Below are 24,696 nucleotides of genomic sequence, written 5' to 3'. Positions count from 1 at the left end.
GAGGTCGGGTATGGCGAACGAGAATGTGAACGAGAGTGCAAACGAGAACCTGGAATGGTTCCGGCAGGTTGGCCCGGAAGATGCCGTCGCGCCTGTGGATCTGGCGCGGTTGCGCTCCATGATAGAGCAGTTGGGTTGGGAGGTCACGGCTGAAGAGGGATCGGAGTACCCGATCACCGCTTCGCGCGATGGCCGCGACATCGAGATATGGAGTGTGAATAACGGCAACTTCCTGGAACTCAATCACGTGGGCTCCGCGCGTTTTTCGGGTGAAATCGTTGGTGAATTCGCCGGGCAGCTGAATACGTTCAACGGGGATCCGGACATTCCACATGTGGTACGGCTACTACCTGCTTACGACGACGAAGCGCGTGTGTGCGTGCGAGCCTCGTCCACCGTCTTCATCGGTGAGGGAATGAGTGACGTGCAGCTGCGCGAGTATCTGCAACCCACACTGGCCGCGTGCACAGAACTGGTCGAGGGCTTTGAACGGGGGCAGGAGCCGCAAGCCAATGTCTGATCTGCAGCAGATTCCTGAGTCTCCGCACACGCCGGCCTCCCAGAATTTCCAGGTCGACCTCGCCGGTTTGGTAGAGCTTCTCAGCCGCAATCTGTACTCGGGCCCCCGGGTATTCGTCCGTGAGCTGCTACAAAATGGCGTCGACGCCATCACTGCCCGGCGTGGTATCGATCCGTCGTGCCCGGCGCGGATAACCTTCAGTGCCGAGGGCCAGATCCTACGCATCCGTGATACCGGAATCGGGCTGACGACCGACGAGGCGGCTGAGCTACTGGCAACCATCGGGGCGACCTCAAAACGCGATGAGTTCGGAATGGCTCGTACAGACTTCCTCGGGCAGTTCGGTATCGGGCTGCTGTCGTGTTTCATGGTCTCCGATACGATCACCGTACGTTCGCGCTCCGCCGCCGACCGGGACGCTCGGACCATCCAGTGGGAGGGAAGATCCAACGGAACCTGGGTTGTCACCACCGCCGTCGAGCCGTTGACCGAACCGGGAACCGAGATGCTTCTACATTCCCTGCCCGGTGAGGATCCCTTCACCTTCTCCTCGCTGTCCCGGCTTATAACCGAATACGGTGAGTTCCTGCCGATCCCGGTTGAGCTACGCGCCGAAGGACAATCGCAGGTGTTAACCGCTCGTCGTGCGCCGTGGGAGGAGAACAGCGCGGGCGCCGTCAGCTGGTGCGCCGCAAACTTCGGCTTCCATCCCTTCGCCGTTGTGCCGGTGGAGGTTCCGGAGGCCGGCGTCAAGGGTCGCGCCTTCATCCTGCCGACCGGCGCTCATCCCGGCCAGGAGACGCGTCACCGGGTCTATCTGCGGCGCATGTTGCTTGGCTCACGCATCACCGAGCTGTTGCCCGAATGGGCGTATTTCGCACGAGTCGTAATCGATGCCGAACATCTACATCCCACGGCCTCGCGGGAGGGGTTGTTCGACGACGACTTACTGGCCACGACACGCGAAGCACTCGGCGAACAGATTCGTACCTGGTTGACGAGGCTCTCGACGACGGACCCGAAGCTCTTCTCCGAGTTCATCGCCGTCCACGTCAGCGGACTGAAGGCCATGGCGGTTTCCGATGCACCCACTCGCGAGATGGTAGCACGAACAGTACCCTTCGTAACTTCTCTAGGAGAGCAAACATTCACGCAGGTGTTGGAGCGCTTCGGAGCATTCCGGTACACGCGCACTGCCAGCCGCTTCCGGTCCTTGGAGCCGGTTGCGCGTGCCAATGGGTTATGCATCGTCAACTGCGGTTACGCCTTCGACGCCGATCTGGTGGCTCAATTCGCGCTTGACAACCCGGAGAGGGCTATCGGTGAACTGGAGCCCGCGGAGGTACTCGGCGTTCTCGTCGCACCGCCGGAGGATACGCGGCAGCGTATGCGTCCGGCCCTCGCAGCGGCTCAAACGGCCCTCGACCCGGCCGGCGTGGAGGTGGTGTTACGCGCATTCGCGCCCGTATCCCTGTCGGTACTTTTTCTTCCCGACGCCGAGATTGCAGGGCAGGCGCTCGCGGAAGCGGTGCGTGACCGGGCGGAGGGAGTATGGGGAGCCCTGCTTGATGCGGCCGATCCCTTTGGCGACTCTCGCCGACCACTGCTTGTTCTCAATGCCCGCTCGCCCGTGATCAACCAGCTAGCCGGTGCGAAAGACGATCAATTGCTGCAGGCGGCTGTGCGTGGACTGTATGTGCAAGCACTGCTGGCCGGCCAGCATCCGATGGATGTGCAGGCTCGATCCTGGGCGGACCAAACCTTCACCAGCCTCATCGAACTGTCGTTGAAAGGACGATCATGACCGCCAGCCATGAGGATCTCCTCGCCCTATGGGACGAAGCTGCGAATACGCCAACCGGCCCGGGGGCAAACCAGTTGTGGGCTCAGCTCGCCATGCAGGCCGAAGAGGCCGGCGAGGAGCATATTGCTCTTCGCGCTAATCTCTCGCTGTGCCACGCCTATCTAGAAACGGAAGCGTTCGCGAAACTGCTCGTACCCTTCGTGTGGTGCACCAACAAGTACCGCGAGAAGCCGGAACTCTTCGATGACGACTCGCTCTACCTGTATGGGTGGAGTTTCAAGTACGTGCTGATTGCCGTGCGACAGTTGCCGCAGATTGCCCGTCAGCAATGCCTTGACATTCTCGAAGAGATGCGGTTGTTCTATCTGCAGATGGGAGAGTCGCTACGTCCGTACTACAGCCAGGCCAACAGCCTGTACGAGAATTTCGGCGAGATGGAGATGGCGGCGGGCTTCTACGAGCAGTGGAAGGACGCGCCGGTTACACGCCTCGCCGATTGCACTGCCTGCGACCCCGAGGACGAGGTCTACTACGAGATTGACTGCGGGGACTGGGAGGCGGCAGCACGGGTCGGAGACGCGGCGCTCGCTGCCGAAGGGAGGCGCTGCAGCAACCAGCCAAACTCGATGCTATCCATGCTGCTCGAACCCTGGTTCCGTACCGGACGTGATGCGGAGGCGTGGGCGGCACATCTGCGGGTGTATCGCGACTACCAGACACGAGCGGAGAAGACCGGATCGCTCTACCAGCACCTTGACTACCTGTATCTCAGCGGTCGGCCGGAACGGCTGGAACGCGCCCGCCGAATCCTGCTCAGGCATCTGCCGCGGTGGCCGCAGGTGGGAAGACGTATCAGCCTGCTGCGCTTGGCCTGTTCCGCCGCCAACGTGGTCAGTGCGTTGCCGGGGGATCATGAGCGCGAGGTCTTGCCGGTGACGCTGCCGGGAGACAAACTCGACGCCGCGCCGCGGCAAACGCTGACGAATCCCACCCTGCGGCAGGCCGAGGAGTGGTTCACATCACTGGCTCGCGATATTGCGCGGCAGCTTGACGGCAGGCCGGGGGTAACGAGGACGGCTTGGCAGGATTCAGTGGAGCGGTACCTCGCTCGACGCCCGCTTGCACAAGAGGCGCCACAGATCCCCGACGCCTCAGGGCTGCTAGGTGAGGATGCCATCGACTACCGCCTATCCGGCCCGAGGATTCGGCGGGTGGCGCCGTTGCAGGACCGGCAGCACAGGACCGTTATTCCGGAGGTACGGAGCCCGGTACACCACCGCGTGTGGGAGACGAGGCGCCGACGCCGCTACCGGCACAAGGAACGGCGCTACCACCCGTCGTCGCCGTCGACGTTCGCGGACCGTGGCGCGATATGGACTACGCGCAATTGCTTGCCCGTGCGGAGGAGGTCGGCGCGGTCCGCCGCAGTGCATATGCGGTGGAACTTATGGAACGTTTGGCCTACGGGCGTGAGAATCGGCTGCCCAAGGGTGAACTAGGGGTTCGACTGCGTGGGCGGCTGGGGGCGGCCCTGGGCGAGGACAACGCGATATTGACGTGTTTTGATTCCGACGTCTCGACTGCACCGACTTCACGCGTTGACCACACCGGTGAGGACGACGCCGCCTGGGCGGTGATCGATCAGGCGTGGAGGCTGTGTGACCAAGGGCAGGATGCCGAGGCTGCGCTGCTCGCAGATGGCGCCATGCGCACCGTTTCAAGCGAGCAGTTAGGAGTGCGACTGGAAGCTCTGCTGGTGTTGACCGTAACCAGCGTTCGAGCGGGATTCTCCGCAGCGGCGCTCGACTATGCGCGCCAGGGTCTGAATCTGTGTGCAGCAGCGGGATTCAACCTGCGGGCTGCTGCATTCGCTGAGGCGCTTTCAGCCGCTTTGGTCAATTTGCGGCGGAACTTGGAAGCTGCCGAGGTTGCCCAGCTCGGAATCGGTTATCTGGAGGGGCTGACGACAGCCTCGCCACTCGTGGAGGCGCTTCTTCGGCACATGCTGGCCGGCTTGAATGCAATCGCCGACGAACGCGGAGCTGCCGAAACCGCCATACGCCTGGGAGACTTGCGCGAACTGGCAGGTGATGTGGACGAAGCAATCAACTGTTTCGGCAGTGCGGCGAATTCTCTGCGTTCCAGTGATCAACACTCGCGCGCGATTGCCACGTGGGCTCATGTCATACGTCTTGCTGAGAGTGCTCAGAATACGAAGGCACTGATCGATGCGCTGTGGGAGCGTGCAGATGTTCTTGCCTTCCGTCCAGGCAAACATGCAGATGAGGATATAGCCGAGCTTGAGGCGATGCTTGATCGGCTGCATGAACTCTTCGCGCAGGTGGCCGGAAGCGTGCCCACGGGCGAGCTTGTGACGGATTCCGATTACGTTGCTGCGCAGGGCGAAGCCGTGTGGTGTACGCGAGCGGCACGACTGTATTGGGCGGTGGGCCGTATTCGCACAGCGTTGGACCTACAGGAGGCCGGCGTCGAATGGTATCGGCGTATTGCCGTGGATTTCGAGGAGAGCTATCTCAGGCAGCTGCTGATTCTAGCCAATATGTATCGCATGGAGGGGTCGGTCGAAACGGCGCGTGAGAAGGCGGCGTTGGCGAGCCGCATACTCGACGATGAACGATTCGAAGGCCATGAATTGCGAGGAATGTACCGCAGCCTCATGGATCGTTTCGAGGACGGGCAGCCGTAGATCCCTGCTTGTCCGCGCCGCCAGGGTACGCAACGCCGCCGTGGGATCGAGGTACCCGCTACTGCAAGTCGATCCCGACGAGCCTCACGGGGAAGGTGCGAACCAGACCGGCGCCAGACGCGGATGCCTGAGTCGAGTGTGGACGGGGGGAATGCGTGCAAGGTTGGTGTGTGTGGAAGCGGTATGCGCGGTGCGACCTCCAGCAGCTGCGGTGCGCCCCTGTCTTAGCGGATGTGGCGAACACAAATCGAGCAGGACCCATTAAAGCATTGTATAGGACGGCTAGTCTCTCTCTAGTGTTGCGGGATTTCCGGTTGAAGGGGAGGAGACGAATCTCTTGTGTTAGCGGGAAGATTCGACATTGAATCACCTTACATTTTTCCATTGCAGGGTGTGCCCTGCGGACTGTCCTAAAAGCAGCTGACCAGATATCGGATGTTTATGGCTTTGTGATCGAAACAACATCGCAATTTCTGGTGTCTTCTTAACTGTGAATCTTGGCGGTAAGTCAAGCGGATTTCCCGCCTATGCTGCAACGTTACCCTTCCAGCGAATCCGATACACCTGCGGTTTTAGTACGTTTAATACCCTCTACTGGCTGTAGTCTTAATACCAAGAGGAGCGCCGACGAGCTTCCGCCCAGAGGCAGAGGTAAATGCGGATGGTCAACGGCGATTTATAGCATGACAACATTACGTAAGAAGACGGGTCCGAAGCCTGGCTTTTCCCGTGAAGATGTTATTCGGGTAGCACTGGATATTGGCATCGCCGACTTCACGTTGGCGCGGATAGCTAAGCGATTGAATGTTCGGACCCCCGCCCTGTATCGCGTGATTACTTCGCGTGATGATGTGCTTCAGGAATGCTTGGAGCGCATGGTGGACGATCTAGATCTCGACGATCTACCGCCCGCGTGGGATGAAGCGATCCGCGAGTTCGCAAAGCGGCTCTGGAACGTTATGGCGAAGTACCCGGGCCTTGCGCGCGTACTGCAGGCGATTCCGGGAACTGGTCGCCCGTTCTCACAGCGTTCGATGGGGGCCGTGCGAGCCCTTGTCGATGGCGGTCTGAGCCGCGAAGACGCGATGTTGGCGGCCGATCTCATCGGTAACACCGTCATCTTCACACGCGGCGTTGTGGAGGCAATGGAGGCGCGGCAGGCTTTGGAAGAGGAAGAAGCGGCCGTGTACGTCGTGGAGGGAACGGAGCCTCTCGACGACGATCCCGATGCAGACGAGCCACGTACAACGGCTGGAATTGACGTGATGCGGGCACGCTACCTGGATCCCGATGGCGGTACGCTGCTGGGAACGGCACCCGATGTCGACCAGATTGATGCACAGCTCGAGTGGATGGATCGCAAGATCGATCTTGTGATCGATGGCTTGTGGGGCGCCAGAACTCCTGAGTTCCTTCGGTGACTCCTTGTGGGGCTCACGCAGATCTTTTTGCGATAGGTGTGAGTTCCACAATGAGTCGCTGAAAGGACCTGCGGATGGCAACCCCTCAGCTTGATCGTTGGCCCCGTTTCCGTGCCAGAGAGTCGAATGACGGCGAGGGCGGCATCAATGACCAGGAGAGATCACTGTGGTCGCGTATCGATACCAGTGATCTCGTCCGAGTGGGTGCTCTTGTAGTAACTACCATTCTCGTTTGGGTCATCGAGCAGACTCCCTGGCAAAGATGGATTGCCGTTGCTGCGGTCGGCTGTGGTCTGATTCTCGGCTGCTGGCCGATTGTGCGTGAAGCTTTGGAAGACATGCACGCGCGACGTATGAGCATGGAGCTTTCCATGTTGCTGGCCACCGCTTCTGCGGCAGCGGTGGGAGAGCGCATGACCTCCCTTCTCATCACGGTATTTGTGCTCGCAGCCGAGATCCTGGAGGACCTCTCTATGGATCGTGGGCGGGAGGCATTGACCAATCCGATGTCATTCCTTCCGGACACGGTTCGTGTGGTGGGAGGGTCGTGTGTCTATGAGATACCACGTGACCGCGTCGTCGCCGGTCAACTAATCGCCGTGGTTCCCGGTGGGCGTATACCGGTTGATGGCGTCGTCGAAATGGGCGTGGCTGATGTGGACCAGTCACGGATTACTGGGGAGTCGATGCCGGTTGCTGTCGCTCCCGGTTCGCGGGTTTATGTGGGCTCCATCACCCAAGCCGCATTGCGGATTCGGGTTGAGCGAAGTGGCAAGGAGTCATCGTATGGTCGCATCGTTGCCGCGGTACGGGAAGCACAGTCATCGCGGGCGCCCGTGCAGCGACTCGCCGAGAGGCTCGCCGCTCGTATTGTGTACGTCGCCCTGGCTGCCGCGGTGGTCACCTACATTGCGACGCGAGATATACATTCCACGATCTCGGTAGTGATTGTTGCCGGGGCCTGCGGGGTTGCAGCTGCTACGCCACTGGTTGTGCTTGCCGCTATTGCCCGCTGTGCGCGAACCGGAGCGTTTGTCAAGGATGGGGCGCACCTGGAACAGCTGCCAGCGGTCGGCACTGTTGTCTTCGACAAGACGGGAACGCTGACGCGCGGTGCATCGCAGGTAGTTCGGGTAGCTCCGGCGCGAGGTGACGACGAAGGGGAACTACTGCGCCTGGCCGCCGCAGCCGCCGAGCATGCGGCGAACGAGCTCGGACTGCCGGTTGATGCCGTCAGGGCGAGCTGGCTGCCCACCGACAAAAACGCGGCTATTGCGCGATTGCGGGAGCGAGGCCGCCGCGTTGCGATGGTTGGCGATGGCGTGAATGACGCTCCCGCCCTGGCGGTTGCCGATATGGGGATCGCCATGGGCACGGGGACAGATGTCGCACGGGAGGCGGGCGACGTGGTGCTTGTCAGTTCCGATCCGCGTGACCTAGCGACGATGATCGCTATCGCCCGCCGTGCACGACGGATTATTCTTTTCAATTTCGTCGGTACTATTGCGGTTGACGGTGTCGGGATGCTGCTCGCGGCATGTGTATTACTCGGACCGATTGTGCCCGCGTTGGTGCATGTGGGTTCGGAGTTGGCTTTTGGCTTGAACGCTGCCCGCTTGATTCCGGGCAGGCGCGGGCGGCCGCTGCGTGAAACACGGTTTCACTTGGCGCCTACCCGCGCATTGCGGAGATGACGGAAGGTATCGGGGTGTATCGGTTGTCGGCAATAAGGCGCGGATGGACGGCATGGATCGTGCCATCCGTATTCGCGCTGATTCTCGTGGTGCTGTTGGCTTACTCGACGCTTGTGGTGCACTACCACAACGCACAAAACAGAAGCGCAGCTGCTCGCTACAGCGCTGCAATGGGGCAAACCGACCCGGCGGAGCGAGAGAACCTGCTCGTACGTGTCCGTTCGTACAATCAGACTCTAGATGGTAGTGGCATCTCCGACCCTTTCGCGGAGGTTTCCGAGAAGGATGCGGAGCCGACGAACGGCGAGTATGTGGACTATGCCGGGCAGCTCTCCAACTCGGAGATTCTGGCACGCGTACGGGTTCCGGCGGCGGGAATTGATCTGCCAGTGCGACGTGACTGCGGCGGTCGGCCGGGCGCGAATGGCGCTGTGCACGTGCTTGGTTCTTCCCTGCCGGTCGGGGGGACGTCAACGCACACGATTATCGCGGGTGCCACCGGGAGAAGTGATGCCACCCTATTCGACCATCTGGACAAGGTGGAAGAAGAGGATGTCATTCTTGTTGAGGTTGCCGGGCAGACGCTCACCTACCGCGTTGATCAGGTCCGAACTGTGCTCCCCAAAAAGGTCCCTGATCTTACGATTACTGAGGGCAAGGACTATGTGACCTTGATGACGACGACTCCGCGGGCAACGAACTCCCATCGTTTGTTGGTACGTGGCAGTCGCGTTCCGATGAATGAGGTTGATGAGGCCCGGCTCCAAGACGGGTAAGAAGAGTGGGTACCCATCGAATTGGTGGGCACCCACTCACGTGCGCAAGAGCGTCCTGTCTCAGGCAGGCCCCGCTTATGCCGCGCGATTGACGTGCTGCCAGCGCTCCTCAGCGGCCGCCAGGCGTGCCAGCGCACGCTCCGCGCGGGACGCAGATGCCGACTGACCAAGACTGGCAAACTCGGTGCGAGCCGATTCCAACTCGGCCGCCGCCTGATTGACCAGATGTACGTCTTTCGTATTCTTCTTGTTCGTGCTCATCTCTCTTCCTCTCTCCAAATGGCGGAGCGGTGAGGCTCAACGCCTATGTGCTTCGTAGTTTGCGCGCCGCCGCCCGGAGGCGTCATCGCGACATAGCCGGCTAAGACGCCGACACGCAGTAGCCTGCGCGCTATCTGCAATAGATACAGACATGTAAGCATATCGCCGCGCGTCGACTAATGGCAAGGAGTAAACCCAAACTGATAGTTGGTTTTGCGTGGAGACTGGTTCTGCCGGGGCCGTCGAGACTGGTTCTGCCGGGTTCCAACGCATCAGTGCTTTGTTTTCCGGGACGGGAGACCGGTTTTCACGTCGCCGCAACAGGGTAACCTTGTGGCATGGCTACAGATAACAGCGCGCAGACGCGTATTGAATCGGATTCCATGGGCACTGTAGAGGTGCCGGCCGTCCGCTACTGGGGGCCCAGACGGAGCGCAGCCTCCACAACTTCGACATTGGACGTGACACCTTCGTGTGGGGGCGGCCGATGGTACGGGCTCTCGGTATTCTCAAGAAGGCGGCAGCGCAAGCCAACGGCGAACTGGGAGAGCTTCCGGCCGATGTCGCGGATCTCATCACCCGCGCTGCGGACGATGTGATTTCCGGTGAACTGGACGAGGAATTTCCCCTGGTCGTGTTTCAGACAGGTTCTGGAACCCAGTCGAACATGAACGCAAATGAGGTGATTTCCAACCGCGCTATTGAGCTGGCAGGAGGAGAGCGCGGCTCGAAGAGTCCCGTTCATCCGAACGATCATGTCAACCGTGGCCAGTCGTCCAATGACACCTTCCCGACGGCGATGCATATCGCCGTCGTGTGCGAGCTGGCCAATATGTACCCGAAGGTGCGGGTGCTGCGCGATACCCTGGCGGCGAAGGCGGAGCAGTACGCAGATGTGGTGATGGTTGGACGCACTCATTTGCAGGACGCCACTCCGATCACCTTGGGGCAGGTAATCTCCGGGTGGGTGGCCCAGATCGACTTCGCGTTGGACGGAATTGAGTACGCCGACTCGCGTGCACGCGAGCTCGCGATCGGCGGAACAGCTGTCGGAACTGGACTGAACTCTCATCCCGACTTCGGTCCGCTGGCAGCCTCGTATATCTCGAAGGAGACGGGGATTGAGTTCACGCAGGCCGAGAATCTCTTCGCCTCTCTGTCGGCGCATGATGCTCTCGTCCAGGTTTCTGGCGCGTTGCGTGTGCTGGCCGATGCTTTGATGAAGATAGCGAATGACGTGCGTTGGTACGCTTCCGGTCCGCGCAACGGAATCGGTGAACTGCTCATCCCGGAAAACGAGCCTGGTAGTTCGATTATGCCCGGCAAGGTGAACCCCACTCAGTGTGAAGCAATGACGATGGTCGCCACCAAGGTCTTCGGAAACGATGCGACGGTGGGTTTCGCCGGATCACAGGGCAACTTCCAACTCAATGTGTTCAAACCGGTTATGGCATGGTGCGTGCTGGAGTCAATCCGGCTCCTTGGTGACACCTGCGTGAGTTTCAACGATCATTGTGCGGTGGGTATTGAGCCGAACAACGAGAAAATCGCGCATAACTTGGAGATCAACCTGATGCAGGTAACGGCGCTTAACCGCCACATCGGCTACGACAAGGCATCGAAGATCGCCAAGAACGCCCACCACAAGGGGATCTCGTTACGTGAGTCCGCACTGGAGTTGGGCTTCCTCTCGGCCGATGACTTTGATCGATGGGTGGTGCCGGCTGACATGACCCATCCGAGCGCTGCTGACGAATGATCGGCCAGCTATTGCGGTAGAAAGTGAGTGATATAGCTGCCCCTGGGCCCGTACGCCCGGGGCAGTTCTTCGGCTTCGTCCTCGGTCGCGCTGGCCGGGTTCCTTTGCGTATGCCCGGGGCCAGCTCCCTATGACGGGGTAGCGCGACCTTCGCACGCACTTGGCCTGCGTACCCGCGGCAACTCAAGTGGCATTAGGTGTGAAACGCGAGTTATTTTCACCTCGGCCCGATATGTTTCTTGGCCGACGGCGTAGAATCGCGAACCATGAACTTTCTTGAGCGTCCGATCATCATGGCTGAAGCAATGTGGGCGCGCGACCACGTCAAGCTCGCTCCGGAGCCACCGGGAGCACGCGACGGTATTGTCACCGCGGTTGACCAGACCCGCTTGTTACCGCGCAAGGTACTTCGACTCGTGGCGGTGGGGGATTCCTTGGTCGCCGGGTGTGGAACTGCCGATCAAGCGGATTCACTCACTCCTCGCATCGCTGCGCGTTTGTCGAACGACACGGAACGTCCGGTGGCATGGGAGACCCACGCCAAACTCGGTGCCACCATGCGCCGAGTCCGGCACCGGTTACTGCCCGAGATGAGTGGCCACGCCGATGTCTTATTCCTCTCGGCGGGATCAAACGATATTCTGGCGGGACGTAACGCCAAGGAATGGGCTAGCGAGCTGGATGCGGTTCTTGCCATGGCGGGAGAGCGCGCCACACGGACTGTGCTGTGCAGTGCTGGACAGCTACACAATGCTCCGAAGCTGCCGCGCGCCTTGCGTCGCGAACTTGGTCGCCGTATGGATGAGCAGACCGCGATCAGCCGGGAACTGTGCGCCTCGCGCAGAGTCACATACATTGACGTGACCCATGTTCCCCTAGTCGATGGCTTCTGGGCGACCGACGGCTTCCATCCGGGACCACGTGGCTACGAGATGGCGGCTGAACTTGTTGTTTCGGGAATGCGACAGGTTGCATGACGGCTCCGACTAGCGGCTAGTGCGGGGTGCGGGCATCGCCGTGGTCGGCAGCGGGCTGAAACTTCGCATGACCGTGGTACGGAATGACGTCCACGGTGAGGAGACGGGCGAGATCGCTCGGAGACTTCGCGAATCCGGAAGTGATCCACTGGTCAGTAATGGCGAAGAGCATGGCGGCACGTATAGCGTGGCGATAGCGCGCGACGTCGTCGTCACCTTGTGCCTCGCGCTCGTAATACAGGTAGGCGAAAAGCATGTAGCCGAGGTCGGCGCTGTAAATCGTCTCCAGGGCGGCCTTGTGGTGCAGTAGATGCTCCGTGTAGGCGAGGATGAGTTGCGTGGGGCTGTGCTGCCTGCCGTATTCCGCCAACGATCCTGCCGGGGCGAATAACGGCTCGAAGATCGTCTGCAACTTGTAGGTGATCACCTCTTTTTTGGATGTGAAATGGCGGTAGTATGTGGCACGGCCGACGTCGGCGCGATCAGTGATCGCACATACGGAAATCTCGGTGAGAGGCCTCTCGGCAAGCAGGTCAAGCAGGGCATCAGCTATGCGCTGTTTGAGGTTCTCGGTGGTGCGCGCCTGTCGCGCCATCGTGTGTCTCCATTCTCCGGACCGTTGGTCTTTGACAGTATGCCACGTTGTTGATACAACTGTACCGTTGATACGAATGTCTTAAGAAGAGAATAGTGGTGTGCGCGACGGACACCAAACAGGATGGGATGAATGAACGTCATCTTCAGGCATATGAAAGGCGGGGAGTGGGCACTGGCAATTGTCGCCCTCGCCTTCATCATTTCTCAGGTCTATCTAGATCTGCGGCTGCCGGACTATATGTCCAGCGTCACTGCGATTATCGTCTCACCCGGCAGCGAGCTATCCGACGTTCTTCGTGAAGGCAGCAAGATGCTGGCCTGTGCGTTGGGCTCCATGCTCTGCGCCGTCGTAACCGGCTACTGTGTGGCAATGGTCGGCGCGGTCCTCGCTCGACGTTTGCGGGGAGCGGTGTTCGATAAGACGCTCGCCTTCTCTCATGCCGAGGTCAATCATTTCACCAGCGCCAGCCTAATCACACGCTCCACCAATGATGTCACTCAGGTGCAGATGTTCGTGGTTATGGGCCTGCAGATCGCCGTAAAAGCGCCGATTATGGCGGTTTGGGCCGTCATTAAGATCGCTGGAAAGAACCTGACATGGACGGCCGCGACCGGTGTCGCCGTCGCCGTACAGTTGCTGTTGCTGGGCGGTCTGGTTCTACTTGTGATGCCGCGGATGATGCAAATGCAGCGCATTACCGATGACCTCAACCGTGTCACGCGCGAGCATCTCACCGGATTGCGCGTCATCCGGGCGTACGGTGCGCAAAAGTTCCACGGCAAGCGATTCGAGGCTGCGAACACCGAGTTGACGGACACGAATCTGTTCATCATGGGATGGATGGCATTCCTGATGCCCGCCCTCAACGCGATTATGTCGGGACTGTCGCTGGCCATCTACGTGCTCGGTGCCGGGATGATTGAGACCGCGAGTGGCACGGACAAGATCGAGCTTTTCTCGCAGATGATCGTGTTCACTTCTTATGCCATCCAGGTTGTTGCCTCGTTCATGATGTTGGCGATGATTTTCATCATGCTTCCGCGTGCACAGGTGGCTGCGCGCCGCATTCGCGAGGTGCTGAACACAGAACCCTCGATCAAGGATGGTGCAATTGTGCGCCGCGCCGGGCAGAAGGGTCAGATCGAGTTCCGGCATGTCGACTTCCGCTATCCCGACGCCGACGACGCAGCCCTGCACGACATCAACTTCACGGTTCAGCCCGGACAAACGGTGGCGATTATTGGAGCCACCGGCTCGGGCAAATCCTCGATCGTGAATCTCATCCTGCGTTTCTACGACGTGTCTGGTGGCAATGTGCTGGTAGACGGGGTCGATGTGCGCGAATGGAAACAGTCCGCCTTGCGTGATCGTATTGGTTACGTCCCGCAACGCGCGACGCTTTTTTCCGGCACAATCGCCTCTAATATCGACTTCGGTTCCTCGAACCATGAGATTACGGCCGAGGATATTGTCGACGCGGCAGATGTGTCTGCGTCGTCCGAGTTCATTGTTCGCAAGGAGGCCGGTTACGCCAGCCACGTGGCACGCGGTGGTACCAACTTCTCCGGTGGTCAGAAGCAGCGCCTGTCAATTGCACGGGCGGTTGCGCGCCAGAGCGAGATTCTCATCTTCGACGATTCCTTCTCCGCACTTGATTACCGTACTGATCGCGACGTGCGCGCCGCGCTGCGACAGTTCGCCGCAGACGCAACAGTGCTGATCGTGGCGCAACGTATCGGAACGGTGCGCGCCGCAGATCGCATCCTCGTGGTAGACAAGGGGCGAATCGTCGGGTCGGGTACGCATGAGGAGCTCATGGCGAGCAATTCCGTATACCAAGACATCGCACGTTCCCAGCTCAGTGAGGAGGAACTGGCATGAATTCGCGGACCGAGCAGATTTCTTCCGCCCGAGAGGGAATGCGTAAGGCGGAGAAGGCACGCGAGAAGGAATTGCGCTCCAGCGCCCCGCCGACTCCCAGTGGTCACGGGCCGCAGCGCAGTACGGAAAAGGTCTCCTTGGACGAGATCGTCCCGACCCTGAAGAAGATGCTTGCCTACGCTCGTCCATACTGGGCGGCCATGATAGTAGCACTTCTCTTAGCGATCATCGGCGCCGTACTCGCGGTTATCTCACCGGATTACCTCGGTGACATTACGGACACCATTGAAGTGGGACTGCGCGACTCTATTGATATGGGCCGGGTACGGCATCTGTCGCTCATTTTCGGCCTCATCCTGGCGGGTAGCTTTGTCTTCTCCTTCGCACAGGCACGCATTATGGCCGTAGCCACGCAGCGTACCTCGCAAATCATGCGGCGGGAGATCGACCATAAGATCGACCGAATGCCGTTGTCTTATTTTGATCGCACGAGTTATGGCGACACGCTCTCACGCGTGACGAATGATGTTGACACGCTCTCGCAGACGCTCAACAGTTCGATTTCGAATATCATCACCGGTGTTGTCACGATCATCGGCTCGGCCGTCATGATGTTCGTGACGGAATGGCGCATGGCGCTATCTGGAATCGCGGCGGCGCTGGTGGGCTTCATGCTCGCGTTGTTCATTATGACGAAGAGCCAGCCGCATTTCGTCGCGCAGCAACGGAAGCTTGGAGCACTGAACGGACATGTGGAGGAGACCTTCGCCGGTCATAATGTGGTACGCGCCTTCAATGCGGAAAAAGAGATGCGTGATGAGTTCCATGCGCGGAATATGTCGCTCTTCCACAGTTCGTGGCGGGCACAGTTTCTCTCCGGACTGATGATGCCGATTATGACGTTCGTCGGAAATCTCGGCTACGTCGTCGTTTGTATCGTCGGAGCGGTTCTGGTGATTAACGGGGTGATCCCAATTGGTGTGATCGTCTCGTTCATGATATACATCCGCCTGTTCACCAACCCGCTGTCGAATATCGCGCAGGCGGCCACAAGCTTCCAGAGTGCGTCCGCGGCGGGAACACGCGTGTTCGAGCTGTTGGAAGAGGAGGAGCTGGCTGACGAGTCCGAGAAGCCCGTTGGCACTCCCGCAGTACGGGGTGATGTCACCTTCGAGAACGTCCGTTTCGGCTACTCGCCGGATCGTGAGATCATCCACGGATTCTCTGCCCGGGTCAAGGCCGGTGAGAAGGTTGCTATAGTGGGACCCACCGGTGCCGGCAAGACGACGATGGTCAATCTGCTTATGCGCTTCTACGAGGTCGACGGTGGCAGGATCCTTATCGATAGCGTTCCTACCACGGATATGCGCCGGGAGGACGTAGACTCCCTCTTCTCGATGGTGTTGCAGGATACGTGGCTATTCGAAGGCACTTTCCGTGAGAACATCGTCTACCGCACTGAGGGCGTCAGCCAGGAGCGTTTGGACGCGGTGATCGACGAGGTGGGCTTGCGCGAGTTGGTGCAGCAGTTGCCACAGGGTTATGACACCGTCATGGGTGAGGATACGCAGCTATCCGCCGGTCAGAAGCAGTTGGTGACCATTGCGCGCGCGATGATTGCCGACAACCCGCTGCTGATCCTGGACGAGGCGACTTCCTCCATTGACACACGTACGGAGATCATCATTCAGGAAGCACTCGACTCGCTGATGCAGGGTCGCACAAGTTTCGTGATCGCGCACCGCCTTTCCACAATCCGCAATGCGGATGTCATTTTCGTTATGCGTGACGGTGACATTGTGGAGACGGGAAGCACGACGAACTGCTGGCACAGGGTGGTTTCTACTCCGAACTGTACAACTCCCAGTTCGATCCGGTGGGCCAGGGGGCGACTGCCGTTACTGAGCCGGCCGGAGGGCACGCCTTGGAGTAGTCGGCGGCGTCGAGAGCCGACGGTCACCCTACCAAGCGGGGGAGTACGGCATCCACGGCGGCTCTTTCGACATCGTCTCTGCGGTATACGCAGAATCGGTAGTGGATACCGTTCGCGCTTCGTGACGTGAGCCAGCCGCGTGGGGGGTCCACGCGGTGAAGTCGCCACCGTGGGCCGATGGGCGGCGCGAAGGCGTCGGCTTCTGGCACGGAGATGTCGAGTTCGGTGACCACAAGAATCTCGGCATGGGGGAGTCCCGCCGCATAGAGCTGCGCACCTCCCATGATCCAGGTCAGATCGGAACCTGTTGTGGCTGCCAGTTCGAAAGCCTCGGCGAGTGAATGGGTAACGGCTGCACCAGGAGCGCGGAAGCCCACGGAAGAACTGATGACGATGTTCTGCCGTCCCGGCAGCGGACGGTATGGCTGCGCGAGTGACTCCCAGGTGCGGCGTCCCATAATCACCGGATGTCCCTTCGTCATTCGGCGGAAGAGCGCCATATCTTCCGGTACGTGCCAGGGGATGGTTCCCGCTGCGCCGATGGCGCCGTCGCGCGCCTGCGCCCAAATCAAGGCGAGCATTAGACCGCTACGGGCGCTTTGATAGCCGGGTGATACTGGTAGCCCGCAGAGGCATCAATATCGTCCATCTGATACTCGAAGATGGAGGGAGCCTTCCGCAGGCGCAACGTCGGGAAGGGGTACGGGGTGCGCGTGAGTTGTTCTTTAACCTGATCGATGTGATTCAGATAGATGTGGCAGTCGCCGCCGGTCCACACGAAGTCACCGACATCGAAACCGGTTTGCTGCGCGACCATGTGGGTGAGAAGGGCATAAGAGGCGATGTTGAATGGCACGCCGAGGAAAAGATCGGCACTGCGTTGATACAGCTGGCAGGAAAGCCTTCCGTCGGCTACGTAGAACTGGAAGAAGGCGTGGCAGGGTTGCAATGCCATATCCGCTAAATTGGCGACATTCCAAGCTGAGACAACAAGGCGGCGGGAGTCGGGCGTCGTACGCAGTTGGTCGATGATACTCGCGATCTGGTCAATATGCCCGCCGTCAGGAGTGGGCCAGCTGCGCCACTGGTAGCCGTAAACCGGGCCAAGTTCGCCGTTATCGTCTGCCCACTCATCCCAGATGGTAATTCCGTTTTCCTGCAGCCACCGCACGTTAGTTGCGCCCGAAAGGAACCAGAGCAACTCGCCCTTGATAGCCTTCATCGGCACGAATTTGGTCGTGATACGCGGGAATCCGGCGGAGAGGTTGTATCGAAGCTGCCGTCCGAATACGGAAAGCGTGCCGGTTCCGGTGCGATCAGTTTTGGTGGCGCCATGCTCCAACACGTCTGCAAGTAGATCTTCGTATGCGCGGTTGCTTCCCATGGGACGAGTCTAACCTGATCGCGACGTCCCACGCGGCATGCCACTACGCAGCGGTACGAAGCTGCACCGCGGACACGGCCCGCGGTTGCATGCCGCGGTTGCATGCCGCGGTTGTACGTTGCGGTGGTTGTGGGCGCCCGAGTAAACGGCACGGAAACCGCGACGCCATGGGTTGGCCAATACGTGGATGTTTAACGGATGCAAAGACGGGGCAGAACAAATTGTGGCCCCGAGGAATCGGGGCCACAATTGCACCATGAATGCGTGGTTTACTCGGCCGTACCGGCGTCGATCACATGACCGCCGTTGGAGTGCGAGACCGTGACCTTGCGCGGCTTGGACTCCTCACTCACGGGCAGAGTCAGTGTGAGCACACCGTCGCGATAGTCTGCACTGATCTTGTCCAAGGCCAGCCCGTAGCCGAGTGTCAGCTGGCGCGCGAATGTACCAGCTGGACGCTCGCGAGAGAGCCACTTGAGGTCGGCATCTGCATCGGCCTTACGCTCGGCCCGCACCGTGAGGGTGCGGTCGTCAATGTCGATATCAATGGTGCTCGGATCCACGCCGGGCAGATCAATCTGGGCGACAAAGGTATCGCCCTTGCGGTACAGGTCCATCGGCATCGCCGTGGAACCGGGGTTGCGCATGGCGCCGGTCATGATCCGCTCAAGCTCCCGGAAGGGGTCGGTGCTGAAAGTAGCCATAGTGTTCATCTCCAAATGTTCAGTTCAAAGCTGGGCGGGATGTTTCCCGTTCACTGAGAACAACGTACATCTATGAGTCAGTATTCCGCAAGTAGAGTTGAGCCGAATTCGCTCAAGATGAAAAGCGGTTGAGCGGGCCGGTGCATGCGGTGGTACTGGCCGTTTCGCAGGCGTCACGCGGCATAGAGAACCGGCCGGCTAAGTACACGCCGGCCGGTTGAGGACTAAGGAGTTTCTCGGTGCAGCTTCGTCGGTGATTGCGCCATTCAGCCGCGTTCGGAGATCACCTCGGCGACGAGTTGTTGATCGCGTGCGAGCAGACGGCCCACACGATCAGACGCCTTTCGTTCGATCTTGCCGCCAACGATGGGGATCCGCACCTTCAGGTCGGCGACGAGTTCGGCCACAGTCGGGCTACCCGCCGTGAGTTCAATCGTGCCGGCCAACTCGGCGGGCAGGCCGTGCGGATCGACGCTCAGTGTGATCACATCTCCGCCAGCCTGTTGTGTCACTGTGACATGCGCCGCAGACTTGAGGAAGCTGCGTACTTGGCTGGGGAATTTCTCGGGCGGGACGGTCGCATCTGTAGTTGCCGTCGTGCCGTCAATCCGGTGAGTGAAGTCGGTGACTCCGAACAGTGCCATACGCTTGGCGGCAAGCTCTTCGGATAACAGGGCGGCGATGATTTGCTCGGTGGTGGCCTCGAAGGTCAAGCTGTGTTTGATCTGCATGGTCTCTATTGTGCCTGATTGGGCCTATTCTTGTTGAGTGCCATCATTGACGAATATCCTCAGACGCGCTCCGCACCTCACGTCGGTCGACCGCGAGTGGTTGCACCTACTTGTGGGCGACTGGCAGATCATCAGTGACCTCTCGTTCTCAGACCTCCTGCTACTCGTGCCAGACGATAGCGGGTCATTCACGATCGTTGCCCAGTGCCGTCCGGCAACGGCCGCAACCCTGTTCGACGACGACGTCGTCGGACGCGACGCTACGCCGGATCAACAGTATCTCGCCGCGGCCGTATGGAAGAGCGAACGTGCCCGCGGTGAGGACTGGGACACCGTGCGTGTGGACATGTATCCGGTACGGCGTGAGGAGCGCACCATCGCGGTCCTAGCGGTCACCGGTGCACTCATGCCGGACCGCGTTCCGGCACAGTTCCAGTCGAATTACGGCGATATTGCCGAGGCTCTGCTTCGTATGGTCACAACCAGTGAGTACCCGTTTGACGGAAGCCCCACGGGTTATCGTCATGGCACACCGCGCGTGGTTGATGGATTCATTCGTCTGGATACGGAAGGAAGCGTCGTCTACGGCAGTCCGAACGCCAACTCGAACTTCCACAGTATCGGAGTGCTGGGCTCCCTCGCGGGTCAGGTTCTAGCGGAAGTGGTGCCCGACTTGATTGAAAACCACTCGACGGTGGACGAATCGCTTCCGGTGGTGCTGATGGGAAAAGCCCCATGGATGTGTGAACTTGAGGTACACGGCGTGATTCTGTCGCTGCGAGCGGTTCCGTTGCTTGAACACGGTACGCGTTTAGGAGCCATTCTTCTGTGCCGTGATATCTCCGAGTTGCGACACCGCGAACAGGAGCTTATTACCAAGGATGCCACCATCAGGGAAATCAACCATCGGGTGAAGAACAATCTGCAGACGGTCTCGGCCTTGTTGCGAATGCAATCGCGGCGGGCATCCAACGAGGAGACGAAACAGGCCCTGGAGGACGCGCAGCGACGGGTCGCCACCATCGCTCTTGTCCATCAGACTCTGTCGCAGACCATTGACGAACACGTGATATTCGACGACGTGTTCGCGCCTCTGCTGCGTATGTCCACGGATATCGCAGCAACGGGTGTGGTGGTTGCATCCACGCTACGAGGCTCGTTCGGGCGCATTGGTGCCAACCAGACGACGGCGCTAGCGGTGATCCTCAATGAGCTCGTCACCAACGCCATCGAGCATGGCTTACCCGAAGGTGGGCACCTCACGGTAACCGCGCGGCGGGAGGACGATTTCCTCAGCGTTGATGTGGAGGACGATGGTGTGAGCGTGAATCCGCGTGATGTCGGTCGCGGGAGCGGGCTGGGGACGAAGGTGGTGCGTACCCTCGTGGAGGGCGAACTGCGCGGATCGATCAATTGGCTGCAGCGTGCCGGTGGGGAACTCGCGTTCATATCGAAGCGGAGATCGATCAATAGGTGACCGGGTGCCCCTGGGAGTGCTGGCTTTGTTCAGCACCGACCGTGCCGCGGGTGCTTGCCTGTACTACAGGCATTCACCTGCGCGGCAGGGATTCGGTTGGCGCGGGCGAAGTCCGGATGCGGGCAAAGGAAAAGGGCCGGTCGCTGGACCGGCCCTCGTGGTTTAGTCAGTTCTAGGCATTTTGTAGCGATACGACGCTCACGCGGCTCAGCTGACGCTGGAACGGCGTGCGCGCGCGGTGCGGCGCTTCAAGGAGCGGCGCTCATCCTCTGAGAGTCCACCCCAAACACCGGCATCCTGCCCGGTCTCCAGGGCCCATTTGAGGCAGATATCGGAGACCTCGCACGTGTTGCATACACGCTTGGCCTGTTCGATCTGCGCTATGGCGGGCCCCGAGTTCCCGATAGGGAAGAAGAGTTCCGGGTCTTCAGTCAGACAAGCTGCCCGATGACGCCAATCCATGAGGGTTTCTCCTTTGCCTCCTGTGAGCAACACACACAAGTAAAGAACGCTCAGCTGTGCGTGATGCCGAATTCCGCTATTAAGCGTGACAGGTTTGTTCGTCGGCGTAAAGAGCTAAAAGAGTGATCTTGCACCCTGTTCGCCGGGTGAATCGGAGCTTTCATGTGCACACGGGTGCAGTTGCCGCTCGTCTAGTGGCACCACGTTCTCTGGGGTGTTATGCCGCGGACTGCCGACGGCGGGGGAGACCCTGACTGCGGTGAGAGTGCGGTTCGGCCTCTTCACGAGTGCCACTGCCTGCTCCATGTCTTGTAGCTGTGGCTTCAACCAGGCTCCGTACTCCTCGGGTTCGAGGATAACTGGGGTGCGAGGATGAATCCCATCGAGGGGTGGCGCAGCGGCGCGAGTGAGGATGGTCGTAGTCAGAAGCCACCTGTTATCGGGTTGTTTCCACCACGAATAAAGGCCGGCGAAGGCAAGAGCTTCGTCGTCGCGAATGTAGTAGGCCGACTTGCCGCGCGCCGTCGTTCGCCATTCGAAATACCCGTTGGCCGGGACAATACAGCGGCGGGAAGCAAGTGAAGGCGCGAAGGTGCGTTTCTGTGCAGCGGTCTCGATGCGCGCGTTAATCAGTTGTGGTCCCTTGTCCGGGCTTTTGGCCCATGGCGGTACCAGACCCCACCGCGCTAGATACAGTTCCCGGCGGGCGGTGCAATCGCCTTTAGCAATGTGCTCGACGATGATGGGCACATTCTGGGTTGGGAAGACATTCCATGAGGGTGTCGGCCATTCCCGCAGTGTATCGTCCCTGTTGTCAACGCGCTGCCGCAGAGGTGGGGCCACGGGTGCCCCCGGTTGCCTTTCGTCTTCGGGTGGTTGAGCACCGCCGAGTTGCTCAGCCTGGCCCGCACGGCTCGGCAACGAGGCCAGGTTGAAGGCCAACTGGATATCGCCGGGAGACATGAACTGAGCGTAGCGACCGCACATGAAACCAGTATGCGCCACAATAGTTGCGTGGCAAACGAGACTGAGCCCCTGGCGGACACCCTTGTAGTTCCCGATAACATCGATGCTGCGACGCAGCGGTGGGAAGAGCTCGCAACACTGCTGCGGTCGGCGCAGGAGGCCTACCATTCAGGTACGAACCCGTTGATGACCGACGAGCGCTATGACCGTATGATCCGCGAGTTGCGAGCGATTGAGGAAGCATACCCGCAGCTCGCTGTGGATACCTCCCCGGCGCAGACGGTCGGCGCTCCCGCCGCCACGGGATTCCCGCCCGTTCGTCATCTCGAGCGTCTTTTCTCCTTACAGGATGTCTTCTCTCTTGCGGAACTACACGAGTGGTACGACGGCGTCGTCGCCGATCTCCCGAGCGGCGTTAGTGAGCTTGCCTGTACGGCCGAGGTGAAGATCGATGGTCTTGCGCTGAATCTACGTTACGAGCAGGGGCGCCTGACAGTGGCGGCAACGCGGGGTGATGGTGTGACCGGTGAGGATGTCACTCGTAATGTGCGCACCATCGCTGCAATTCCCGAGCAGCTCTCGGGAGCTGATTACCCCGACGTCATGGAAGTGCGGGGAGAGGTGTTCTTCCCGCTGGCGGAGTTCGCCGCCTTCAATGAGCGATTGCGCGCGGCCAATGCCCGCGTATTCGCCAATCCGCGTAATGCGGCAGCGGGATCGCTGCGTCAAAAGGATCCGCGCGTTACGGCTTCGCGCCCGCTCTCGTTCATTGCCCATGGCGTGGGAGCCGTCTCCGGAGCCTCTGCCGCAATGGTCGGTAGGCTCGCAACGCAGGACGGCGTCTACGAAGCCTTCGCGTCCTGGGGACTTCCCGTCTCGCCTTATACAGAGCTGGTGTCCAGTTGGGAGGATATCGAGCGCTTCATCTCAGCCTATGCTGACGCCCGGTACACGCTCCTGCACGGGATTGATGGCGCGGTATTGAAAGTCAATGACCGTGCCTTGCAGCAGCGCCTCGGCGCCACCTCTCGTGTTCCGCGCTGGGCGGTGGCGTACAAGTACCCGCCAGAGGAGGTTGAGACGCGGCTGCTCGATATACAGGTCCAGGTCGGCCGCACCGGTCGAGTAACTCCCTTCGCCGTGATGGAGCCGATTCGCGTTGCGGGGTCCACGGTGGCCCTGGCAACGTTGCACAACCAACAAGAAGTCGCGCGCAAGGGCGTGTTGATCGGTGACATGGTGGTCCTGCGCAAGGCCGGCGATGTCATCCCGGAAGTGGTGGGCCCCGTCGTAGCTGCTCGTGACGGCTCGGAGATTGAATGGCATATGCCGACGCAGTGCCCGTCCTGCGGGACGGCACTGGCCCCGGCCAAGGAAAACGATGTCGACTTGCGCTGCCCGAATGCGCGATCATGCCCGGCGCAGTTGGCCGAACGCGTTGCTCATATCGGCGCCCGTAGCGCCTTGGATATCGAAACACTGGGGAGGAGACGGCACTGTGGCTCACCGATCCAGAACGACGACGCCCCGACGCGCTGATGGCTCTTCTCACCGGGCATAAGCTGCTGGTAGAAGACCCTGCAACCGGGCGAGAGACAAGCATTGCTGCAAGCGCACAATGGTTGCGGGACCGCAATGTGATCAACGAGGATGGAGCGGTACTGCACCCGGAGATTATCCCGGCAGCCGTGCAGCGAGAACTCGGCATTCCGGCGGCGCAGGAACCGATATTGGCGAACGAGGCCGGGCTGTTCGCGCTGCAAGCCGAGGATGTCAAGGATGTATGGGTCTGGCGGCCGGTTCGTACCCGCGGGGAAGAAACAGGTGATTTTCGCCGCGTGAGGGCGGCCTGGACCAAGCCTGAATGGAAGTATCCGCGTCGCGGACACCCGCAGCTGGTGAAGCCGTCGCAGCCGGGAAAAACGCTTGTCAAAATGCTGGAGGAGCTTGAGGCTGCCAAATCGAAGGAACTGTGGCGGCAACTCGTCGCACTATCCATTCGTCATATCGGTCCGACGACGGCGCGCGCACTTGTCGCCTCATACCACTCGCTTGACCAGATGCGCGCTGCCAGTCTGGAGGAACTCTCGCAGGCGGAGGGCATCGGCGAGGTTATTGCCGAGTCATTCCTGCGTTGGTTCGAGGAAGACTGGCACACCACCATTGTTGAGCGCTGGCGGAAGGCCGGGGTGAGTTTTGCCGATGACGCCAATGCCGCGGCCGAAGAATCTGGGGCTGGCGGTGCAGCGGTGCCGCAAACCCTGGCCGGAATGACGATTGTTGCGACCGGCACCCTCGCCGGTTACACGCGCGACGGCGTGAAGGAGGTCATCATCGCGCATGGTGGCCGGGCGGCAGGTTCCGTTTCGAAGCGGACAACTGCCGTCGTCGTCGGTGATAATCCGGGGTCAAAGGCTATGAAGGCCTCCAGTTTGGGGGTGCCGACACTGGATGAGGATCAGTTTGCAGAGCTTTTGGCCACGGGAGTACTTCCTGCTGCCGAGTGATAAGCGATCCGGGCTGTTTCGGGCATGCGGGAGGCCATCGCCAATCGTTAGGGGAGGGAGCGGCCGGAGGTGGGCGCGGAAGAGTCTGCCTCGGCAGCGCAGCGCGGCTCGCCTGTGCGACGCGGGCGGGGCAT

21 protein-coding genes and 1 pseudogene are annotated in these 24,696 nt (G+C 60.3%); 14 read left to right on the top strand and 8 right to left on the bottom strand.

Annotated features, from left to right (window positions below):
* The first annotated feature begins 10 nt into the window (after window positions 1–10).
* From DDD63_RS08930 to DDD63_RS08900, 7 genes are all read left to right on the top strand, one after another.
* Window positions 11–520 carry a hypothetical protein gene (locus DDD63_RS08930; protein WP_108716073.1) on the top strand — a complete coding sequence of 170 codons (510 nt, stop codon included), beginning with the start codon at window positions 11–13 and terminating at the stop codon, window positions 518–520.
* On the top strand, window positions 513–2,324 hold the full coding sequence (locus tag DDD63_RS08925; RefSeq protein WP_108716072.1) for an HSP90 family protein: 1,812 nt from the start codon (window positions 513–515) through the stop codon (window positions 2,322–2,324). The genes DDD63_RS08930 and DDD63_RS08925 overlap by 8 nt, the downstream gene beginning before the upstream one ends.
* Window positions 2,321–3,823 carry a hypothetical protein gene (locus DDD63_RS08920; protein ID WP_108716071.1) on the top strand — a complete coding sequence of 501 codons (1,503 nt, stop codon included), beginning with the start codon at window positions 2,321–2,323 and terminating at the stop codon, window positions 3,821–3,823. The genes DDD63_RS08925 and DDD63_RS08920 overlap by 4 nt, the downstream gene beginning before the upstream one ends.
* Window positions 3,772–5,031: a hypothetical protein gene (locus DDD63_RS12285; protein WP_108716070.1), complete on the top strand. Its 1,260-nt coding sequence runs from the start codon at window positions 3,772–3,774 to the stop codon at window positions 5,029–5,031. Before DDD63_RS08920 ends, DDD63_RS12285 begins: the two co-directional genes overlap by 52 nt.
* Window positions 5,032–5,714: 683 nt before the next feature.
* Window positions 5,715–6,452 carry a TetR/AcrR family transcriptional regulator C-terminal domain-containing protein gene (locus tag DDD63_RS08910; RefSeq protein WP_164505511.1) on the top strand — a complete coding sequence of 246 codons (738 nt, stop codon included), beginning with the start codon at window positions 5,715–5,717 and terminating at the stop codon, window positions 6,450–6,452.
* A gap of 74 nt (window positions 6,453–6,526) precedes the next feature.
* The gene (locus DDD63_RS08905) at window positions 6,527–8,146 is read left to right on the top strand and encodes an HAD-IC family P-type ATPase (protein ID WP_108716068.1); all 1,620 of its coding nucleotides are present in this window, start codon (window positions 6,527–6,529) and stop codon (window positions 8,144–8,146) included.
* 14 nt (window positions 8,147–8,160) lie between these two features.
* Window positions 8,161–8,922 (top strand): class C sortase, encoded by a 762-nt coding sequence (locus DDD63_RS08900; protein WP_164505510.1) that lies wholly within the window; start codon window positions 8,161–8,163, stop codon window positions 8,920–8,922.
* Window positions 8,923–8,997: 75 nt separating this feature from the next.
* Here DDD63_RS08900 and DDD63_RS08895 read toward each other — a convergent pair whose 3' ends face one another.
* The gene (locus DDD63_RS08895) at window positions 8,998–9,183 is read right to left on the bottom strand and encodes a hypothetical protein (protein ID WP_108716066.1); all 186 of its coding nucleotides are present in this window, start codon (window positions 9,181–9,183) and stop codon (window positions 8,998–9,000) included.
* Window positions 9,184–9,521: 338 nt separating this feature from the next.
* Here DDD63_RS08895 and fumC point away from each other — a divergent pair.
* Together fumC and DDD63_RS08885 are read left to right on the top strand one after the other, a co-directional pair.
* Window positions 9,522–10,942 (top strand): annotated as a pseudogene (gene fumC, locus DDD63_RS08890) (class II fumarate hydratase).
* Window positions 10,943–11,208: 266 nt separating this feature from the next.
* A complete protein-coding gene (locus DDD63_RS08885) occupies window positions 11,209–11,919 on the top strand; it encodes an SGNH/GDSL hydrolase family protein (protein ID WP_108716064.1) in 711 nt (236 codons plus the stop codon).
* Between the two features lie 16 nt (window positions 11,920–11,935).
* On the opposite strand, the gene DDD63_RS08880 is transcribed toward DDD63_RS08885, so the two are convergent.
* On the bottom strand, window positions 11,936–12,514 hold the full coding sequence (locus DDD63_RS08880; protein ID WP_108716063.1) for a TetR/AcrR family transcriptional regulator: 579 nt from the start codon (window positions 12,512–12,514) through the stop codon (window positions 11,936–11,938).
* Window positions 12,515–12,646: 132 nt separating this feature from the next.
* On the opposite strand from DDD63_RS08880, the gene DDD63_RS08875 reads away from it, so the two are divergent.
* Together DDD63_RS08875 and DDD63_RS08870 are read left to right on the top strand one after the other, a co-directional pair.
* On the top strand, window positions 12,647–14,398 hold the full coding sequence (locus DDD63_RS08875) for an ABC transporter ATP-binding protein (RefSeq protein ID WP_108716062.1): 1,752 nt from the start codon (window positions 12,647–12,649) through the stop codon (window positions 14,396–14,398).
* Window positions 14,395–16,461, top strand: a complete 2,067-nt coding sequence (locus tag DDD63_RS08870) for an ABC transporter ATP-binding protein (protein ID WP_205647231.1) — start codon at window positions 14,395–14,397, stop codon at window positions 16,459–16,461. Before DDD63_RS08875 ends, DDD63_RS08870 begins: the two co-directional genes overlap by 4 nt.
* Here DDD63_RS08870 and DDD63_RS08865 read toward each other — a convergent pair.
* The 4 genes from DDD63_RS08865 to DDD63_RS08850 form a co-directional block, all read right to left on the bottom strand.
* On the bottom strand, window positions 16,355–16,912 hold the full coding sequence (locus DDD63_RS08865) for a dihydrofolate reductase (RefSeq protein WP_108716061.1): 558 nt from the start codon (window positions 16,910–16,912) through the stop codon (window positions 16,355–16,357). The genes DDD63_RS08870 and DDD63_RS08865 overlap by 107 nt on opposite strands.
* Window positions 16,912–17,715 carry a thymidylate synthase gene (locus DDD63_RS08860; RefSeq protein WP_108716060.1) on the bottom strand — a complete coding sequence of 268 codons (804 nt, stop codon included), beginning with the start codon at window positions 17,713–17,715 and terminating at the stop codon, window positions 16,912–16,914. Before DDD63_RS08860 ends, DDD63_RS08865 begins: the two co-directional genes overlap by 1 nt.
* 269 nt (window positions 17,716–17,984) lie before the next feature.
* Complete coding sequence (locus tag DDD63_RS08855; RefSeq protein ID WP_108716059.1) at window positions 17,985–18,419, bottom strand: Hsp20/alpha crystallin family protein; 435 nt, start codon at window positions 18,417–18,419, stop codon at window positions 17,985–17,987.
* 266 nt (window positions 18,420–18,685) lie between these two features.
* The gene (locus DDD63_RS08850) at window positions 18,686–19,150 is read right to left on the bottom strand and encodes a DUF2505 domain-containing protein (RefSeq protein ID WP_108716058.1); all 465 of its coding nucleotides are present in this window, start codon (window positions 19,148–19,150) and stop codon (window positions 18,686–18,688) included.
* Between the two features lie 37 nt (window positions 19,151–19,187).
* Here DDD63_RS08850 and DDD63_RS08845 point away from each other — a divergent pair, with 37 nt between their 5' ends.
* Window positions 19,188–20,627 carry a PAS domain-containing sensor histidine kinase gene (locus DDD63_RS08845; protein WP_108716057.1) on the top strand — a complete coding sequence of 480 codons (1,440 nt, stop codon included), beginning with the start codon at window positions 19,188–19,190 and terminating at the stop codon, window positions 20,625–20,627.
* A gap of 207 nt (window positions 20,628–20,834) precedes the next feature.
* Here the strand turns inward: DDD63_RS08845 and DDD63_RS08840 are convergent, their stop codons facing one another.
* Window positions 20,835–21,089 (bottom strand): WhiB family transcriptional regulator, encoded by a 255-nt coding sequence (locus tag DDD63_RS08840; RefSeq protein ID WP_108716056.1) that lies wholly within the window; start codon window positions 21,087–21,089, stop codon window positions 20,835–20,837.
* Between the two features lie 114 nt (window positions 21,090–21,203).
* Window positions 21,204–22,076, bottom strand: coding sequence for an SOS response-associated peptidase (locus tag DDD63_RS08835; RefSeq protein WP_276308074.1), 873 nt, complete (start codon window positions 22,074–22,076; stop codon window positions 21,204–21,206).
* A gap of 27 nt (window positions 22,077–22,103) precedes the next feature.
* On the opposite strand from DDD63_RS08835, the gene ligA reads away from it, so the two are divergent.
* Together ligA and DDD63_RS13390 are read left to right on the top strand one after the other, a co-directional pair.
* Window positions 22,104–23,594, top strand: coding sequence for an NAD-dependent DNA ligase LigA (gene ligA / locus DDD63_RS13395; protein ID WP_346426209.1), 1,491 nt, complete (start codon window positions 22,104–22,106; stop codon window positions 23,592–23,594).
* Window positions 23,594–24,562: a helix-hairpin-helix domain-containing protein gene (locus DDD63_RS13390; protein WP_346426208.1), complete on the top strand. Its 969-nt coding sequence runs from the start codon at window positions 23,594–23,596 to the stop codon at window positions 24,560–24,562. Before ligA ends, DDD63_RS13390 begins: the two co-directional genes overlap by 1 nt.
* Window positions 24,563–24,696 lie beyond the last annotated feature (134 nt).

The organism is Actinobaculum sp. 313 (assembly GCF_003073475.1).
GTDB lineage: Bacteria > Actinomycetota > Actinomycetes > Actinomycetales > Actinomycetaceae > Asp313.
Note: the sequence above shows the minus strand (reverse complement) of the source record. Positions and strands in the feature narration are given on the sequence as shown.

What these genes read in the sequence shown, in the direction of transcription:
- DDD63_RS08930 (WP_108716073.1), top strand. Translation starts at nt 11, where the DNA reads ATGGCGAACGAGAATGTGAACGAGAGTGCAAACGAGAACCTGGAATGG.
- DDD63_RS08910 (WP_164505511.1), top strand. Translation starts at nt 5,715, where the DNA reads ATGACAACATTACGTAAGAAGACGGGTCCGAAGCCTGGCTTTTCCCGT.
- DDD63_RS08875 (WP_108716062.1), top strand. Translation starts at nt 12,647, where the DNA reads ATGAACGTCATCTTCAGGCATATGAAAGGCGGGGAGTGGGCACTGGCA.
- DDD63_RS08920 (WP_108716071.1), top strand. Translation starts at nt 2,321, where the DNA reads ATGACCGCCAGCCATGAGGATCTCCTCGCCCTATGGGACGAAGCTGCG.
- DDD63_RS08870 (WP_205647231.1), top strand. Translation starts at nt 14,395, where the DNA reads ATGAATTCGCGGACCGAGCAGATTTCTTCCGCCCGAGAGGGAATGCGT.
- DDD63_RS12285 (WP_108716070.1), top strand. Translation starts at nt 3,772, where the DNA reads ATGGAACGTTTGGCCTACGGGCGTGAGAATCGGCTGCCCAAGGGTGAA.
- DDD63_RS08865 (WP_108716061.1), bottom strand. Translation starts at nt 16,912, where the DNA reads ATGCTCGCCTTGATTTGGGCGCAGGCGCGCGACGGCGCCATCGGCGCA.
- DDD63_RS08895 (WP_108716066.1), bottom strand. Translation starts at nt 9,183, where the DNA reads ATGAGCACGAACAAGAAGAATACGAAAGACGTACATCTGGTCAATCAG.
- DDD63_RS08860 (WP_108716060.1), bottom strand. Translation starts at nt 17,715, where the DNA reads ATGGGAAGCAACCGCGCATACGAAGATCTACTTGCAGACGTGTTGGAG.
- DDD63_RS08835 (WP_276308074.1), bottom strand. Translation starts at nt 22,076, where the DNA reads ATGTGCGGTCGCTACGCTCAGTTCATGTCTCCCGGCGATATCCAGTTG.
- DDD63_RS08880 (WP_108716063.1), bottom strand. Translation starts at nt 12,514, where the DNA reads ATGGCGCGACAGGCGCGCACCACCGAGAACCTCAAACAGCGCATAGCT.
- DDD63_RS08885 (WP_108716064.1), top strand. Translation starts at nt 11,209, where the DNA reads ATGAACTTTCTTGAGCGTCCGATCATCATGGCTGAAGCAATGTGGGCG.
- DDD63_RS08855 (WP_108716059.1), bottom strand. Translation starts at nt 18,419, where the DNA reads ATGGCTACTTTCAGCACCGACCCCTTCCGGGAGCTTGAGCGGATCATG.
- DDD63_RS08905 (WP_108716068.1), top strand. Translation starts at nt 6,527, where the DNA reads ATGGCAACCCCTCAGCTTGATCGTTGGCCCCGTTTCCGTGCCAGAGAG.
- DDD63_RS13390 (WP_346426208.1), top strand. Translation starts at nt 23,594, where the DNA reads ATGGCTCTTCTCACCGGGCATAAGCTGCTGGTAGAAGACCCTGCAACC.
- DDD63_RS08840 (WP_108716056.1), bottom strand. Translation starts at nt 21,089, where the DNA reads ATGGATTGGCGTCATCGGGCAGCTTGTCTGACTGAAGACCCGGAACTC.
- DDD63_RS08850 (WP_108716058.1), bottom strand. Translation starts at nt 19,150, where the DNA reads ATGCAGATCAAACACAGCTTGACCTTCGAGGCCACCACCGAGCAAATC.
- DDD63_RS08925 (WP_108716072.1), top strand. Translation starts at nt 513, where the DNA reads ATGTCTGATCTGCAGCAGATTCCTGAGTCTCCGCACACGCCGGCCTCC.